The sequence below is a fragment of the Proteus sp. ZN5 genome, from assembly GCF_011046025.1.
Lineage (GTDB): Bacteria > Pseudomonadota > Gammaproteobacteria > Enterobacterales > Enterobacteriaceae > Proteus.
This window is the reverse complement of sequence record NZ_CP047639.1, coordinates 3,076,983-3,093,915: the sequence shown is the minus strand read 5'-3', so window position 1 is coordinate 3,093,915 and position 16,933 is coordinate 3,076,983. Positions and strand designations below refer to the sequence as shown.

At 37.8% G+C, this 16,933-nt stretch carries 16 protein-coding genes, 1 pseudogene and 1 other annotated feature; of the genes and pseudogenes, 10 read left to right on the top strand and 7 right to left on the bottom strand.

Features of this window, described 5'->3' with window-relative positions; genetic code table 11:
* Positions 1-80: 80 nt before the first annotated feature.
* The 4 genes and pseudogenes from GTK47_RS14315 to GTK47_RS14300 form a co-directional block, all read right to left on the bottom strand.
* Positions 81-938: a metal ABC transporter permease gene (locus tag GTK47_RS14315; protein ID WP_165124321.1), complete on the bottom strand. Its 858-nt coding sequence runs from the start codon at positions 936-938 to the stop codon at positions 81-83.
* Entirely contained in the window at positions 935-1,846 is a 912-nt protein-coding gene (locus GTK47_RS14310; RefSeq protein WP_098943142.1) for a metal ABC transporter permease, read from the bottom strand. Before GTK47_RS14310 ends, GTK47_RS14315 begins: the two co-directional genes overlap by 4 nt.
* A 2-nt stretch (positions 1,847-1,848) precedes the next feature.
* On the bottom strand, positions 1,849-2,736 hold the full coding sequence (locus GTK47_RS14305) for a manganese/iron ABC transporter ATP-binding protein (protein WP_165124318.1): 888 nt from the start codon (positions 2,734-2,736) through the stop codon (positions 1,849-1,851).
* Positions 2,733-3,542: pseudogene (locus GTK47_RS14300) on the bottom strand (metal ABC transporter substrate-binding protein); the annotation flags it as partial. The gene GTK47_RS14305 and the pseudogene GTK47_RS14300, both read right to left, overlap by 4 nt.
* A 680-nt stretch (positions 3,543-4,222) precedes the next feature.
* Here GTK47_RS14300 and GTK47_RS14295 point away from each other — a divergent pair.
* Positions 4,223-4,894: a transglycosylase SLT domain-containing protein gene (locus GTK47_RS14295; protein WP_165124312.1), complete on the top strand. Its 672-nt coding sequence runs from the start codon at positions 4,223-4,225 to the stop codon at positions 4,892-4,894.
* Here the strand turns inward: GTK47_RS14295 and GTK47_RS14290 are convergent.
* Together GTK47_RS14290 and GTK47_RS14285 are read right to left on the bottom strand one after the other, a co-directional pair.
* Entirely contained in the window at positions 4,891-5,604 is a 714-nt protein-coding gene (locus tag GTK47_RS14290) for a MarC family NAAT transporter (protein WP_165124309.1), read from the bottom strand. The genes GTK47_RS14295 and GTK47_RS14290 overlap by 4 nt on opposite strands.
* A gap of 99 nt (positions 5,605-5,703) precedes the next feature.
* Positions 5,704-6,297, bottom strand: a complete 594-nt coding sequence (locus GTK47_RS14285) for a GNAT family protein (protein WP_165124307.1) — start codon at positions 6,295-6,297, stop codon at positions 5,704-5,706.
* Positions 6,298-6,563: 266 nt separating this feature from the next.
* Here GTK47_RS14285 and GTK47_RS14280 point away from each other — a divergent pair, with 266 nt between their 5' ends.
* Together GTK47_RS14280 and GTK47_RS14275 are read left to right on the top strand one after the other, a co-directional pair.
* The gene (locus tag GTK47_RS14280; protein WP_165124304.1) at positions 6,564-6,902 is read left to right on the top strand and encodes a tRNA-binding protein; all 339 of its coding nucleotides are present in this window, start codon (positions 6,564-6,566) and stop codon (positions 6,900-6,902) included.
* A 96-nt stretch (positions 6,903-6,998) separates the two neighbouring features.
* The gene (locus tag GTK47_RS14275) at positions 6,999-7,688 is read left to right on the top strand and encodes an AraC family transcriptional regulator (protein ID WP_165124301.1); all 690 of its coding nucleotides are present in this window, start codon (positions 6,999-7,001) and stop codon (positions 7,686-7,688) included.
* 4 nt (positions 7,689-7,692) lie between these two features.
* Here GTK47_RS14275 and GTK47_RS14270 read toward each other — a convergent pair whose 3' ends face one another.
* Complete coding sequence (locus GTK47_RS14270) at positions 7,693-8,133, bottom strand: PACE efflux transporter (protein ID WP_165124299.1); 441 nt, start codon at positions 8,131-8,133, stop codon at positions 7,693-7,695.
* Between the two features lie 311 nt (positions 8,134-8,444).
* Here GTK47_RS14270 and GTK47_RS14265 point away from each other — a divergent pair, with 311 nt between their 5' ends.
* From GTK47_RS14265 to pheT, 7 genes are all read left to right on the top strand, one after another.
* Complete coding sequence (locus GTK47_RS14265; protein WP_165124296.1) at positions 8,445-9,785, top strand: hypothetical protein; 1,341 nt, start codon at positions 8,445-8,447, stop codon at positions 9,783-9,785.
* A 267-nt stretch (positions 9,786-10,052) separates the two neighbouring features.
* Entirely contained in the window at positions 10,053-11,981 is a 1,929-nt protein-coding gene (gene thrS / locus GTK47_RS14260; RefSeq protein ID WP_075673357.1) for a threonine--tRNA ligase, read from the top strand.
* Between the two features lie 3 nt (positions 11,982-11,984).
* On the top strand, positions 11,985-12,524 hold the full coding sequence (gene infC / locus GTK47_RS14255; protein WP_036937410.1) for a translation initiation factor IF-3: 540 nt from the start codon (positions 11,985-11,987) through the stop codon (positions 12,522-12,524).
* A gap of 94 nt (positions 12,525-12,618) precedes the next feature.
* Positions 12,619-12,816, top strand: coding sequence for a 50S ribosomal protein L35 (rpmI, locus tag GTK47_RS14250; protein WP_004263702.1), 198 nt, complete (start codon positions 12,619-12,621; stop codon positions 12,814-12,816).
* A gap of 42 nt (positions 12,817-12,858) precedes the next feature.
* Positions 12,859-13,215: a 50S ribosomal protein L20 gene (rplT, locus tag GTK47_RS14245; protein ID WP_006537111.1), complete on the top strand. Its 357-nt coding sequence runs from the start codon at positions 12,859-12,861 to the stop codon at positions 13,213-13,215.
* Positions 13,216-13,321: 106 nt separating this feature from the next.
* Positions 13,322-13,445 (top strand) — a sequence feature (Phe leader region).
* Between the two features lie 100 nt (positions 13,446-13,545).
* On the top strand, positions 13,546-14,529 hold the full coding sequence (pheS, locus tag GTK47_RS14235) for a phenylalanine--tRNA ligase subunit alpha (protein ID WP_023582383.1): 984 nt from the start codon (positions 13,546-13,548) through the stop codon (positions 14,527-14,529).
* 14 nt (positions 14,530-14,543) lie between these two features.
* Positions 14,544-16,931 carry a phenylalanine--tRNA ligase subunit beta gene (gene pheT, locus GTK47_RS14230; protein WP_165124293.1) on the top strand — a complete coding sequence of 796 codons (2,388 nt, stop codon included), beginning with the start codon at positions 14,544-14,546 and terminating at the stop codon, positions 16,929-16,931.
* The last annotated feature ends 2 nt before the right edge of the window (positions 16,932-16,933 follow it).

The window sequence follows — 16,933 nt, the reverse complement described above, 5'->3', positions numbered from 1 at the left end:
TAACACTTTAATTAAATCAATAAAGTATAAAGCTAAAAAACGGGATGATTATCCCGTTTTTGCTAAGATAAAGAATATTATCAGGCGCTAGCGGGTTTTGTTTGTCGCTTTATTTTTGCTAATTTAATCTGATTACAGAGTAGCGCAATAATAAAGAATACAGCTTGCGTTAGCACAATACATGGGCCTGTTGCTCCATCAATATGGAAACTAATAAATGTTCCTATAACGCTGGATGCGACAGAAAATACAATTGCTAACATAATCATACGTGAAAAACTGCGTGTTAATAAATACGCGGTGATCCCCGGTGAAATAAGCATGGCGACAACCAAAATAATCCCAACAGCCTGCATTGAGGCAACGATGGTTAATGCCAAAATAGACAGTAATCCATAGTGTAATAATGTCACTGGCAAACCAACAATTCTTGCTTGGTTAGGATCGAAGCAATAAAGCATAAAATCTTTTTGCTTAATAAGCATAATAGTGATGGTAATTACACAGATAATACTAATTTGAGTTAATACATTCGGTGTAATGCCTAAAATATTACCAAATAAAATATGCATTAAATGTTGGTCTGTATCGACACTGGCAAAAATGACCAAACCCACTGCAAACATGCCTGAAAATACAATTCCCATCACGGTGTCTTCTTTAATGCGACTGTGATCTTTTAAATAACCCGTGGCGAAAGAACAAAATAGCCCAGAAAGAAAAGCGCCTACGGTTAATGGGATTGCGGTGACGTAAGCAAGAACGACTCCGGGTAAAACGGCATGAGAGATTGCATCTCCCATTAAAGACCAACCTTTTAATACCATATAACATGATAAAATAGCGCAGGCGATACCTATAATAATGGCTGCAATAATAGCGCGTTGCATAAACGGATATTGAAAAGGCTCGATGAAAAACTCCATCAACTCATTCATAGTTTCACCTCTTCTGATTTTGTTGATCCTTTATGTTGATGAGATTGTGTGATCAACTGTTGTGAACTTTGACGAGCACGGCGGCGAGCTGCCAACATACCGTGTTTAGGTGCAAATAAGAAAGCTAACAAAAAGAGGGATGTTTGCATTGTAACAATCACGCCACCTGTTGCACCATTAAAGAAGTAGCTAAGATAAGCGCCTACTGCACTTGTTATTGTACCGATACAGATAGCAATAATTGCAAGTCGTTTAAATTGGTCTGTGAGTAAATAAGCCGTTGCACCGGGCGTCACTACCATAGCAATGACAAGAATGGCGCCAACAGTTTGAAGAGCTGCAACAGTACATGCGCTCAATAGAGTAAAAAAGATAATTTTTAATTTTAGTGGCGATAAGCCGATTGATTTTGCATGAACTTCATCAAAGAAAACTACCAGCAAGTCTTTCCAAATACAAAATAAGACTAAAAAAGAGACACCTGTAATAATCACAACTTGCCATACATCTTCATCAGCAATACCTAAAATATTTCCGAGAATGATGGTTTGAACGTTAACGGCTGTTGGTTTAAGCGAAACCAGCAACAGACCAAAGGCAAAAAAAGTGGAGAAGATAAAACCAATAACAGCATCTTCACGAAGGCGTGTGATATGACGAATAAATGTCATTGATAATGCGGCGAGCAAACCTGTAAAAAAAGCACCGACAGCATAAGGCAAACCTAATATATAAGCCCCTGCAACACCGGGAACAACTGAGTGGGAAAGGGCATCTCCCATTAACGACCAACCTTTTAAAATAAGATAGGATGAAAGAAAAGCGCAGACAGCACCAACTAAGGCACTTACCCAAATTGCTTTCACCATATAGTTATATTCGAAAGGTTGTAGGAGTAAATCTAGCATGGCTAATCTCCTTGTTTGCGCTGGCTTTGGTGCGCTGGAGTGTGTTCTTCGTGATGACCATAGAAGACGGCAGCACGTTCATCATCGGTAATGACAGTGAGTGAGCGTGGATCGTCATCATCATGAAGATCAGAACCTGATAGGCTAATGTGGCGTAATACACCACCAAATGCGTGTTCTAAGTTTTTCTGTGTAAATGTCGTTTCAGTTGGGCCACTGTCTAACACTGTTCTATTGATTAAAATAACGTGATCACAAAATTCGGGAACACTTCCCAAATTATGCGTTGAAACTAAAACTAAGTGACCTTCTTCGCGCAAATTGCGCAAAAGCTCAATAATGGCATTTTCTGTTTTAACATCGACGCCAGTAAATGGTTCATCAAGTAATAAAACAGTACCTTCTTGAGCCATTGCTCGTGCTAAGAAAACACGTTTTTTTTGACCACCTGAAAGTTCGCCAATTTGGCGATGTCCTAAACCTGACAAGCCAACACGTTCTAATGATGCTTCAACAACCTCATGGTCGCGTTTTGAAGGAATACGAAAAAAGCCCATTTTTCCATAACGCCCCATCATCACAACATCAGAAACGAGGACGGGGAAATTCCAGTCAACTTCTTCTGTTTGCGGAACATAGGCGATCATATTTTGTTTTAATGCCTGTTGGATCGGGCTATCGTTTAATGTCACTTTACCTTTAGAGGGCTTTACCAGACCCATAATGGTTTTAAATAGCGTGGATTTACCACTGCCATTGATGCCCACTAGGGCACAAATAGTGCCGCCAGTGATAGAGAAGCTTGCATCAAAAATAGCCGTATGACCGTTGTTGTAAGTAACTGTAGCATTATCAACAGTCAACGTAGGATTAGCTTTTATATTGCTCATTGCCCAAATCCTTTCGCAATTGTATCTACTGTAATAGTAATTAAATCAATATAAGTAGGAACTTCGCCACCTTCAGCGGAAAGTGAGTCAACATAAAGAACACCACCATATTTTGCACCAGTTTCTTTGCTGACTTGTTTAGCGGGTTTATCTGAAATTGTACTTTCGCTAAAGACAACAGGGATCTTGTGTTCTCTAACAGTATCAATTACATATTTGACTTGTTGTGGTGTGCCTTGCTCTTCAGCATTGATTGGCCATAAATAAACTTCTTTAAAGCCATAGTCATTGGTTAAATAGCTGAATGCACCTTCACTCGTTACTAACCAACGCTCTTCTTGTGGAATACGAGATAATCTTTCTCTTAATGGTGCATCAAGTTGTTTAATTTTTTCTGCGTAATTTGCTGCATTTTGATTATAAATAGCTGCATTATCTGGATCATGTTCAACAAGCGCTTTGCGAATATTTTCAATATAGATTAATGCATTATTCGGTGACATCCATGCATGTGGATTAGGATTGTTTTTGTAAGCACCTTCACTGATTGCCATTGGTGTAATGCCTTCAGTGACAACAACTGCGGGTACGTTACGTAATTCATTAAAAAAGCGTTCAAACCAACGTTCAAGGTTTAAGCCATTCCATAAGATAAGATCTGCTTTTTGAGCTTTTACAATATCTTTAGGAGTGGGTTGATAATCGTGAATTTCAGCGCCGGGTTTTGTGATTGATTCAACAATCGCTGCATCTCCAGCCACATTTTGAGCGATATCTTGAATAATAGTAAATGTGGTGACAACTTTTAGTTTATCTTTTGCTTGTGTTGGTGTTGTTAAAAATACGGATGCCATAAGGCATAAAGCCGTAAGTGAAAGTTTGTTTACAGAGCGAAATATATCCATATTATTATTGCCTTATAGTTGCAGAGTTATTTTCTCAATTGATAATGATTATCAATATCATTTCAAAAAAGTCAAGTTATCTCTGTGTAAAAAGCTTCATTTGATAACGACTAGAAAGAAGATAACAACATGTATTCCAATAAATGTTAAGTAGATTGTCGGGTTTTGTCACAAAAATTAACAATCGTTCGTAACTATTTGTGCAAGAGCTTATTTTTATTACTTATAAAAGCTCCTTTTTCCTCGAAAACCAACACTTGTTATACTTCTACAGTTTTTATAGTTCCTATAAAAATCCCTCTTATCGTAATTAATTCATATGATTTATTTTAGAATATGCAATAAGCCAATATAAACCTATTATGGTTGGTTCAATCCTGATTGAGAGATTTTGGGAGAAAAACAGGATATAGGATAGATTTGAGATAAAACGCACACACTAGAAGTAGTAATAGATTGATTTATTTCTTGCGCTTTGCCATATTTTAGCATGCGTTTTTATGTGAAAATAGAATAATATACCCGCAACTCATTGATATATAAATATATCTTGTGCAACCCTTTATGCAAAAGGATAAAACGTGAAAGTAAAAATCATCTTTTCTTTGGCAATTTTGCTTCTTGCTGGTTGTGCTGATCATGCTCGTCAACCTATTCAAAAAGAAACATCACGATTTTTAAGCCCAAAAACAGTGGAGAACCGCGTTAATAATGCTTCAATCTCAACGGCACAATGGAAATCAACACCTTTTGATAACCATATACAGCAAGCATCAAACCGTTACGATGTCGATGAAACATTAATTAAGGCGATTATCCAAGTTGAATCAAACTTTCGACCTGAAGTTATTAGCAAATCAAATGCAGTTGGATTAATGCAAATTAAAGCATCAACTGCGGGAAGAGATGTTTACCAAAATAGAGGTAAGGCAGGGCAACCAACAACGGCTCAATTAAAAGATCCCGCTATTAATATCGACTTAGGCACAGCCTATATTCAATTATTAAGAGAGCGCCACCTTGTTGGTATTGCCGATCCTGAAACGCTTTATTACGCCACAATCCTTGCTTATGTGAATGGTGCTGGTGCTTTATTAAGAACATTTGATAAAGATAGAAATAATGCTATCGCTAAAATTAATTCAATGAGTGCGGATGATTTTTATCGTTATGTCGAAAAAAATCATCCAGCTTCTCAAGCGCCGCGTTATTTAGCAAAAGTGAGAGCGGCTTACCATGCAGGTGATAATTAGTCTGGCAAATTAGCGGCTGCTTGAGCCTGTTTTAATAAAGCAGGCAAATCAGCAATAATTTCAAGAACGCCGTTGATCATAAATTGAACACCCATACAGATTAATAAAAATCCCATTACGCGAGAAATAGCGTCGATACCACTGTGACCTAAATACTTCATAATGCGGGTGGAGCCACGAAGTGATACCCAAACGATAACGCTAATTAAAAAGAAACTTGTTACAGGGGCGATATACAATACCCATTGTGCAATATCAGTACGTGATGGGATTGAAGCCGCTGTACTGATTATCATTGCAATCGTTCCGGGGCCTGCTGTACTTGGCATTGCTAAAGGAACAAAGGCAATATTAGGCTCTTTAGGATTACGATGTGGATTATTATCGTCTGAAATAGGATCATCGACATTAGGTGTGTTTGGAAACAGCATACTAAAGCCAATAAAGGCAACTATCATTCCGCCTGCAATACGAAGACCGGGGATAGAAATACCAAAGGTTGTCATTATGATCCGTCCCGCATAGAACGCGATGGTCATAATGAGGAAAATATATACACACGCCATTAACGATTGTTGATTACGTTGTTCCTTTGTCATATTGCCTGAAAGGCCAAGCCAAAGAGCGACAGTCGTTAATGGATTAGTTAAAGGCAAAAGCAAAATAAGACCAAGACCGATAGCCTGAAAAAACTGGTAAACAGAGTGCATGGAATATAAAAGCTCCCAATAACATGTAATTAAGGAGTAATTATGATAACAAATTAAACGAGATAAAAGTTATTTTCCTCGTAATATTCTTAATGTGTATTAGTATTTTTTCATAAGCCATTCTAAATGTACTTTTACCGCTCCCCAGTCATAATCAGTAATGCTATAAACGCAAGTATCTCTTTTTTGGCCATCTGTTGTTAATCTATGATTACGTAAAATACCATCTAGTTTTGCACCAAGTCGTTCAATCGCTCTACGGCTAGTTTGATTTAATATATGAGTACGAAATTCAACAGCAATACACTGCAAGTCTTCTAAGGCATATTTAAGCAAGAGATATTTAGCTTCTGTGTTTATTCCGGTTCTTTGTACTTCTTTGGCATACCATGTTGAACCAATTTCTAATCTTGGTGTTTGACTATCAATATTCATAAAGGCTGTTATGCCAACCACTCGGTTATTAGCTTTAGAAACTATGGTAAAAGGCAACATTAATCCTTTTTCTTGTAACTGAAGTTTATGTTCAATATCCCGTTTTAATTCTGTTACTGAAGGAACGGTGGTGTACCAAAGCTCATCGGGTCTATCTTTTTCAATTAACTCATGGAGTTCTGAATAGTGTTCTATGCTAAGAGGCACTAAACGTACAAGTTTTCCTTCCAGTGTTGTCCATTCTGTTATCTTTTTCATAATAAATATTCTCTGGGGTTGTTAATAACAATGCGTTTCTTAAGAATACTTTTTATACATAACAAATTTATGAATTGATATGGTTATTTAAACGGTTATTAAAAAGTAGTCAAAATTCAGAATGATGAAAATAGAGAAAAAAGAGTGTGAGTGATTCTTTCTCAACAGAGAATGACGGTCTCACCACAGGTGAGCCAGCATAATGCGTGTTAATCTATAATCCAGTAATAGAGATATAACCGTAAACACAATAGATTGGTAAAAAGATGACAGATTTAATTGAATGGGATGATTTTCTACGTGTAGAAATGAGAGTAGGAACTATTATTAGCGCAGAAATAAATAAGAAAGCTAATAAACCAGCTTATGTTATGGAAGTTGATTTGGGAGAATTAGGCATAAAGCGTTCAAGTGCTCAAATTACAGTAAACTACACAACCGAAGAACTTGTTGGTCGTCGTATTTTATGTGTGTGTAATTTCCCAGTTAAACGAATTGCAGGCATAAAATCTGAAGTTTTAATTACAGGGGCACCTGATGAAACGGGGGCAATTGTATTGGCTGAGTTTAACTTACCTTTACCAAATGGTTCTCGTTTGGCCTAAATAAGTATCTTGATAAGGCACTCTTAAATAGTGATGTTCTGCTGAGTTTTGATATAGTAATTATTCAATAGCAGGATGGATATAAAGGAGTGTCTTTTGTTATTACCTCAATTGCATTTGCGATGTTATACACAAGAGACGGTATCTCATCAGCATGATAATTTATGGCAGATTATTTTTGGGCTTTCGGGTTCGATGGAAGTCAATTTCAATCGAGAAGACTTTCTGATCTCTAATCAAAACTGCTTGATTATCCCTCCAACTATTCATCATGCCTTTTCAGGCAATATAGATAATAAAAATCTTATTCTCGAACTTCCTGCGACCTCGCAATGGCAACTAAGTGAGAAAGGTGGGCAATTTGCATTATCACCGGCAGCCATTGGTTTATTAGAGTGGCTACATCAATATCCTCAACCTCCAGATCAATATTCAACGATCACGCGCTTATTACTCGCTCAAATGGAAATACAAAAAAGTTGGCGTGATAGCTTGGATGCTTGGTTAGCGAATAAATTACATACACCATTAACAACGCATGATATTGCTTCTGCTTTTAATACATCAGCGAGTACGTTACAGCGAAAAATGAAAGCAGAGGTGGGGGTGTCTGTGATGCAATATGTCACTCAACAGCGACTTAGCAAAGCCGCTGAATTATTAAAATACACATCAGTAAATATTGAAAATATTGCTCTAGCTGTAGGGTATGACTCGCACTCTGCATTTAGTCAGGCATTTCGCCAATACTTTAATAAAAGCCCTACAGAGTATCGACAGGATTAAGCCATTAAATCACTTTATTTTCTGTCGAATAAACACGAGGACATAATTTATCGAAGACGAGCGTGAATAAATAGGTATAGATAAAGAAGAACACTAATATAGTGATTTCCATACTTATTGCTTTGATAAAACCTACATTATACCACCACATATAAAGTGGAATGGTAAAGAAGAACAGACCTAATTCGAAACTTATTGCATGGGTCAGTCGCACCATGACTGTGCGTTTTTCGATCCTTAATTTCGACTCAATTAACTCAAAGAAAGAATTAAAAATATAATTCCAAATCAAGGCGATAACAGAAACAGCGATTGCAACGGGCAGTGAATTATGTGATTGGCTTTGGCTTAATATTGCCAGTAAAACAGTGCTTAATAAAATCGCGAGAGTTTCAAAGGTTATCGCATAAACCAACTTACGAGGGCGGGGCTTTAGATAAAACACGTTATACACCTTTATGTTAACAATGAAGGTTCTGGCCCGCCCCAGAGAATGTTATTTTTAAAGCCACGGTTTCCGCTTGATGGGTACTGATGGTAATGAAACTAGTTATAAATTGCAAAGTGATAAGTATATTTTTGATGATTGATGTATCTATGTTTATAGTTTAAATAATAAGTATTACCTATAATGGAAATTACGAAGAGGAACACAGAATAATGAAAAATTCACACTATAATATGATTATGCAAATGATAGGAAAATAACAAATATATTAATTAAGTGTATTTGCGTAATGAAAAATAAGGATGCTTATGAGTGGTGAAATTGCTGTTTTTATAATGGCTGTCATTTTTATTGCAATGGCCATTTTATATTTAGCACCTGTTTATTATTTTTTTGTTGTTATATCAGCATTTAAATATATTCAGCCTCCATTAAAGAAATCTATCTTATCCTCATTGGTTTTAATAATAATTAATATAATTTTTTATTTTAATGCCACTTTGGTTTCAAAGGGAGAGTTTGCTCTTATTAAGAGTAATGATCCTAAATTTGTTTTTTTAGGTCTATTATTTTTCTGCCTTCCATTTATATATCTTCATATCGTCAGAAAAAGAAACCCTAAAATAGTGGGCTATTGGATAGCCTTCACATTGTCATTTTTAGCTTATAATGTAAGTTATTTTCCACAAAAAATGATGGGAGATAAAAAAGAGAGAGTTATTCAGCTTTTACAAAAGGGTGACTTAGAAGCATTAGATAAAATTTGGAAAGGGAGTTGCCCTGATCCTTATAGCATTGAAGTCGATTTTTTTTATAACAAAGCTTTGGTAAAAACATTTGATAAAAAATCACTCTGGTTTTTAACTGAATGTGTAAAACAAAATAAGAAGACAGCATCACTCGTTCTATTTTATAAACTGACTAACTACCCATTGTTTGACAATGAATTCTCAATAGCAGAATGGAATGAGAATGTGGTCGATTTATTTATCGATAAAGAATTTTATAGCACTCTTCCTGAAAAGGAAAAAAAAGAACTTGGCGATACCATATTACACACTTTTCAAGATGGATTAATGTATACAGGCTCCTTTGATGATTATGCGAAAAAGGTTGATTATATTCTCCAACAACGTCCTGAATTCAAAAACTATATTATTTTTGATCGAAAAGAGTTTATATATGCATTAAGGAATCACCGATTAAAATATGCACAATATCTTGAAAAGTATCTTGATAAGAATGATCCTTTTATTAAATTAGGTTTTGCAATTATTGAAGATGACATCAAATATGTTATTGATGAAGGAAAGAAAAATCCTGAACTCTTTACTCAAATTCTTATGGATACATCAACATTATCCGCATCTGGTTGTGATGAAGGGATAATGCCCTTTGATATAAATACCTTTATTTTTAGTAATGGAAGTCAGAAGTTAATTCTAGCGTTATTGGATAATAATCTAGTGAATACAAGCGATTATAAATGCAATGGATATAATTACTTGGCGGATGATCATGGCAAAGAAAAAACCTGCTTTAGCTATTTACTCCGACATCTTGAATATAACCGTACAATAAAAAATAGAGATGATAAAAAAGAGATAGAGAAAAGGATATTGAGCCAATTAATACAATGTGATGAGTGAGGCTTTCTGTGGTTTCTATTTCGTGTTTTCTTGGGGAGATAGAGAGAGATAAATGTATAAATCTTTACTGTCTGTGATAATATTCCCCCTGAGTTGCGATAAGGCTCAGTGATGCTATGGATATTTATAAAATAAATATGTGTACATAATTGTGTGCAAACCTCGCGAGGTAAAGTGAGAACTTGTCGTAACGTACTGAATATAGATGAAATAAAAAGCTTACAAGTGATCTTGCGTGTGGGTCACCACTGTAAATAAGGATTTTAAATGCCAATTATTACTCTTCCTGACGGAAGCCAACGTCAATTTGAAAATGCAGTTTCTGTCATGGATGTCGCTGCAGATATCGGTCCTGGACTTGCGAAAGCATGTATTGCAGGCCGTGTTAATGGTGAGCTGGTGGATGCTTGTGAATTAATCGAGCAGGATTCAAATCTGGCGATTATCACCGCAAAAGATGATGAAGGTCTTGAGATTATTCGTCACTCTTGTGCCCACTTATTGGGACATGCAATTAAACAATTATGGCCACACACCAAAATGGCGATTGGTCCTGTTATTGAAAATGGATTCTACTACGATGTGGATTTAGACCATTCTCTAACACAGGAAGATTTAGACGCTCTAGAAAAACGTATGCTAGAGTTGGCGAAAACAGATTATGACGTTATTAAAAAACGCGTAAGCTGGGCTGAAGCTCGTGAAACATTTGTTTCTCGTGGTGAAGACTATAAAGTTGCTATTCTTGATGAAAATATTAGCCAAGACTCTCAACCAGGTCTTTATCATCACCAAGAATATGTTGATATGTGCCGTGGACCACATGTTCCAAACATGCGTTTCTGTCATAACTTCAAATTACAGAAAATCGCAGGTGCGTATTGGCGTGGTAACAGCGACAATAAAATGCTACAACGCATTTATGGTACAGCTTGGGCTGATAAGAAACAGTTAAAAGCTTACTTAGATCGCTTAGAAGAAGCTGCTAAACGTGACCACCGTAAAATTGGTAAACAGCTTGATTTATATCATATGCAAGAAGAAGCGCCGGGTATGGCTTTCTGGCATAATGATGGCTGGACTATTTTCCGTGAGTTAGAAACATTTGTACGTTGTAAATTAAAAGAATATGATTACCAAGAAGTAAAAGGTCCATTTATGATGGATCGTGTTCTTTGGGAAAAAACAGGTCACTGGGAAAACTACAAAGAAAACATGTTCACAACATCTTCAGAGAACCGTGAATATTGTATTAAACCAATGAACTGCCCAGGTCACGTACAAATCTTCAAACAAGGTTTACGTTCTTACCGTGATTTGCCATTACGTATGGCTGAATTCGGTAGTTGCCATCGTAATGAACCATCAGGTGCATTGCATGGTTTAATGCGTGTTCGTGGCTTTACACAAGACGATGCGCATATCTTCTGTACTGAAGAACAAATTTTAAGTGAAGTAAATGACTGCATCAAATTGATTTATGATGTATATTCTACTTTCGGATTTGAAAAAATCGTTGTTAAGCTGTCTACTCGCCCAGAAAAACGTATCGGTGAAGATGCATTATGGGATGTTGCTGAAGCAGACTTAGCAAAAGCTTTAACTGATAACAATATTGAATTTGAATATCAGCCAGGCGAAGGGGCGTTTTATGGCCCTAAAATTGAATTTACACTTTACGATTGTTTAGATCGTGCATGGCAGTGTGGTACAGTACAATTAGACTTCTCACTACCAGGTCGTTTAGGCGCATCTTATGTTGCCGAAAACAACGAGCGTAAAGTACCTGTTATGTTACACCGAGCAGTGCTAGGATCCTTAGAACGTTTTATTGGTATTCTGACAGAAGAATACGCAGGATTCTTCCCAACTTGGTTAGCACCACAGCAGGTTGTCGTGATGAATATCACGGATGGACAGGCTGATTATGTACAAAAACTCGTCAAAGAATTGCAAGATGCCGGAATTCGTGCAAAAGCAGACTTGAGAAATGAGAAGATTGGCTTTAAAATTCGTGAACATACTTTACGTCGTGTTCCGTATATGCTTGTCTGTGGCGATAAAGAAGTTGAATCAGGCAAAGTGGCGGTTCGTACTCGTCGAGGAAAAGACCTTGGCAGTATCGACGTTAACGAATTTAAAGAAAAGCTTCTGCAAGAAATTAGAAGCAGAAGTCTTCATCAGTTGGAGGAATAAGGTATTAAAGGCGGAAAAAGAATTCAATCAACGCGTCAGAATCGCATCAATGGTGAGATTCGCGCTCATGAAGTTCGTTTAACAGGTTTAGATGGCGAACAGATTGGAGTTGTTAGTCTGAAAGAGGCTCTTGAGAAAGCCGAGGAAGCAGGTGCTGATTTAGTTGAAATTAGTCCTAATGCCGAGCCGCCGGTTTGTCGTATTATGGACTACGGCAAATTCCTCTATGAGAAAAGTAAGACTCTCAAAGAACAGAAAAAGAAACAAAAAGTTATTCAGGTTAAGGAAGTTAAATTCCGTCCTGGTACAGATGAAGGCGACTATCAGGTCAAACTACGCAACCTGATTCGTTTTCTTGAAGATGGCGATAAAGCCAAAGTCACACTGCGTTTCCGTGGTCGTGAAATGGCGCACCAACAAATCGGCATGGAAATGCTTAACCGTATCCGTGAAGATTTGGATGAACTGGCTGCTGTTGAATCTTTCCCTAATAAGATTGAAGGGCGTCAGATGATCATGGTGTTAGCGCCGAAGAAGAAATAGTCGGGCAATTCAAGTAATAGCATCAGCCTTTAGAGGCTGATTGCTATTCGCCTTATTATTTTATGTTATTAACAATGCGAAGTGGATTATAGAAATGCCAAAGATTAAAACAGTACGCGGCGCAGCTAAGCGCTTTAAAAAAACTGCTGGTGGTGGCTTCAAGCGCAAGCATGCTAACCTCCGTCACATTCTGACTAAAAAATCAACTAAGCGTAAACGTCATTTACGTCCAAAAGGCATGGTCTCTAAAGGAGATTTAGGTCTGGTCGTAGCTTGCTTACCATACGCATAAGTATCACTTTTTTAACAGAATATAGACATTTAGGAGTTTAATATGGCTCGTGCTAAACGTGGTGTTATCGCCCGTGCTCGTCACAAGAAAATTTTAAAGCAAGCTAAAGGTTATTACGGTGCACGTTCACGTGTATATCGTGTAGCTTTTCAGGCTGTAATCAAAGCTGGTCAATATGCGTACCGTGACCGTCGTCAGAAAAAACGTCAGTTCCGTCAGCTGTGGATCGCGCGTATCAACGCAGCAGCTCGTCAGAACGGTATGTCTTATAGCCGTTTCATCAATGGTCTGAAAAAAGCATCCATTGAAATCGACCGTAAGATTCTGGCTGACATCGCTGTATTCGACAAAGTAGCATTCGCTGCTTTAGTTGAAAAAGCGAAAGGTGCTCTGGCTTAATAGTTATTAAGCAATGGAAGAGGGAGTTTTCTCCCTCTTTTATTTTGTCTAAATTTGTGGCTTAATGATATAAATTCAATAAGTTAATATTTTAAGAGACATTATCAATGTTAAATATCGCTTTTTTCCGTTTCTTTTTTTACTTTAGCGCCTAATTCAAGGGGGCTTTTGCGCGTAAGAAAAGAAACGAAAAGTAGCGCCTGAGCCTCCATATTGGAGGCTTTTTTGTTTTCAGATCTCAATACTGGGTTAGAAACCAAAAAGGGCAATTTTATTCGTCATCATTGATAACAACTAATAGACCTCATCAGGTCAAAGGAAGAGGAAACGATGCCACATCTCGCTGAACTCGTTGCTCAAGCTAAAGCAGCTATCGAAGAGGCACAGGATGTTGCTGCGCTGGATTCGGTTCGTGTTGAATACTTGGGGAAAAAAGGTCATTTAACGCTTCAGATGTCCACGCTGCGCGACTTACCCGCGGAAGATCGTCCAGCTGCAGGGGCTGTCATTAATCAGGCTAAACAAGAGGTTCAGCAAGCGCTGAATACTCGTAAAGATTACCTTGAATCAGCATTATTAAACGAACGTTTATCTGCTGAGAAAATCGATGTATCTTTGCCTGGTCGCCGTATTGAAAACGGTGGTCTACACCCAGTAACTCGTACAATTGAACGTATTGAAACTTTCTTTGGCGAATTAGGGTTTTCTGTAGAATCTGGCCCTGAAATCGAAGATGATTATCATAACTTTGATGCGTTGAATATTCCTGCTCATCACCCCGCAAGAGCTGACCACGATACTTTCTGGTTTGATGCAAAACGTTTACTGCGTACACAAACATCAGGTGTACAAATTCGTACCATGCAAGATAAACAGCCACCTATTCGCATCATCGCACCAGGCCGCGTATATCGTAATGACTACGATCAGACTCACACACCAATGTTCCACCAAATTGAAGGTTTAATTGTTGATAAAGACATTAGCTTTACCAATTTAAAAGGAACACTACACGATTTCCTGAAAAACTTTTTTGAAGAAGATATGGAAATTCGTTTCCGTCCTTCTTATTTTCCATTCACAGAGCCTTCTGCAGAAGTCGATGTAATGGGTAAGAATGGTAAATGGTTAGAAGTGTTGGGTTGCGGTATGGTTCACCCAAATGTATTACGTAATGTAGGTATTGATCCTGAAGTTTATTCAGGTTTTGCGTTCGGTATGGGTATGGAACGTCTGACCATGTTACGTTACGGTGTCACCGACTTGCGTTCATTCTTCGAAAACGATCTTCGTTTCCTCAAACAGTTTAAATAAGGTGGGATTATCTCATGAAATTCAGTGAACTTTGGTTACGTGAGTGGGTAAACCCAGCGATTAGTAGCGAAGCGCTTTCTGAACAACTGACAATGGCAGGCCTTGAAGTTGACGGCGTTGAAGCTGTTGCTGGTGATTTTCACGGTGTGTTTGTAGGTGAAGTTGTTGAATGTGGACAACATCCTAATGCCGATAAATTACGTGTAACGAAAGTTAACGTAGGCGGTGATAGATTACTCGATATCGTTTGTGGTGCACCTAACTGCCGCCAAGGCCTAAAAGTTGCGGTCGCAACAGTTGGTGCTGTATTACCAGGCGATTTCAAAATTAAAGCAGCAAAACTGCGTGGCGAACCATCTGAAGGTATGCTGTGCTCATTTTCTGAATTAGCAATTTCAGAAAATCATGAAGGTATTATTGAATTACCTGCTGATGCGCCTATTGGCATGGATATCCGTGAATATTTAAAATTAAATGATAATGCGATTGAAATTAGCATTACACCAAACCGTGCTGATTGCTTAGGTATTTTAGGTGTTGCTCGTGATATCGCTGTGATCAACAAAATGGAATGCCAAGTACCTGATATGTCGCCTGTTGCGGCAACATCATCAGCAACATTCCCTGTACGTGTTGAAGCACCAGAGGCGTGTCCACGTTATTTAGGTCGTGTTTTCACCAATATGAATGTGAAAGCAAAAACACCTTTATGGATGCAAGAAAAGTTACGTCGTGGTGGCATTCGTTCTATTGACCCAATTGTTGATATTACCAACTTAATTTTACTTGAAATGGGCCAACCTCTACATGCGTTCGATCTTGATCGCGTTGAAGGTGCTGTAGTTGTTCGTATGGCTAAAGATGGTGAAAAACTGACTTTACTTGATGGCAATGAAATTACATTAAAAGATGATGTATTAGTTATTGCTGATGAAAAACAAGCATTGGGTATGGCTGGTATTTTCGGTGGTGAATCATCAGGTGTTAATGAAGAAACGAAAAATGTCTTCTTAGAGTGTGCATTCTTCTCTCCATTATCCATCACAGGCCGTGCACGTCGTTATGGCTTGCATACTGATGCCTCTCATCGTTTTGAGCGTGGTGTTGATTCTGAGCTGCAATACAACGCAATTGAGCGTGCAACGAAATTATTGCTAGAAATTTGCGGTGGTGAAGTTGGTGAAGTGATTGATGTAACCAATAAAGTACATTTACCAAATATTGCGCCAGTCAAATTAACACGTAAAAAATTAGACCGTTTATTAGGTCACGTGATTGATGATGCACAAGTTCTGGACTCATTAACTCGCTTAGGTTTCAACGTTTCTGTTGAAAATGACGGCTGGTTAGCAACAGTTCCTTCATGGCGTTTCGATGTTCAAATCGAAGAAGATCTGATTGAAGAAGTTGCTCGCATTTATGGCTACAACAATATTCCAGATGTGCCATTACGCGCTGACTTGGTGATGACCAATCATCGTGAAGCGAACTTATCCTTAAAACGCGTTAAAACAATGCTAGTAGACAATGGCTTCCAAGAAGCAATTACTTATAGTTTTGTTGATCCTAAGGTCCAATCTTTATTACATCCAAATGAAGAAGCATTAATTCTGCCTAATCCAATTTCAGCGGATATGTCAGCAATGAGACTGTCTCTACTAACCGGATTATTGACTACAGCTGTATATAATCAGAATCGTCAACAATCTAGAGTTAGGTTATTTGAAGCAGGTCTGCGTTTTGTTCCTGATAATCAAGCAGAATATGGAATACGTCAGGAACTTATGTTAGCTGGTGTGATCGCGGGCAACCGTTATGAAGAACATTGGAATTTAGATAAGCAAACTGTTGATTTCTTTGATTTGAAAGGTAATATTGAATCAATTCTGGAATTGACAGGCCAGCTAGATGAAATTACATTTAAACCAGCTAGTCATTCAGCACTTCATCCGGGACAAAGTGCTGGGATTTATCTGAGAAATGAATATATTGGCTGTATTGGCGTTGTTCATCCAGAGCTTGAACGTAAACTTGACTTAAACGGTCGTACGGTAGTATTCGAAATACGTTGGAATGCAATTGCAAATCGCAGTTTACCACAAGCAAAAGCAGTTTCTCGTTACCCTTCGAATCGTAGAGATATCGCTGTAGTTGTTCCGAATGATGTTGCTGCAGAGGATATTTTAGCCGAATGTAAGAAAGTTGGCGGAAATCAAATAGTTGGCATAAACTTATTTGACGTGTATTGTGGTAAGGGAGTAGCAGAGGGCTATAAAAGCCTCGCTATTAGCATAATCTTGCAGGATATCGAGCATACACTGGAAGAAGATGAGATTGCTGCAACAGTGAGTAACTGTGTAGCAGCATTGAAACAGCGATTCCAAGCATCCTTGAGGGACTAGAC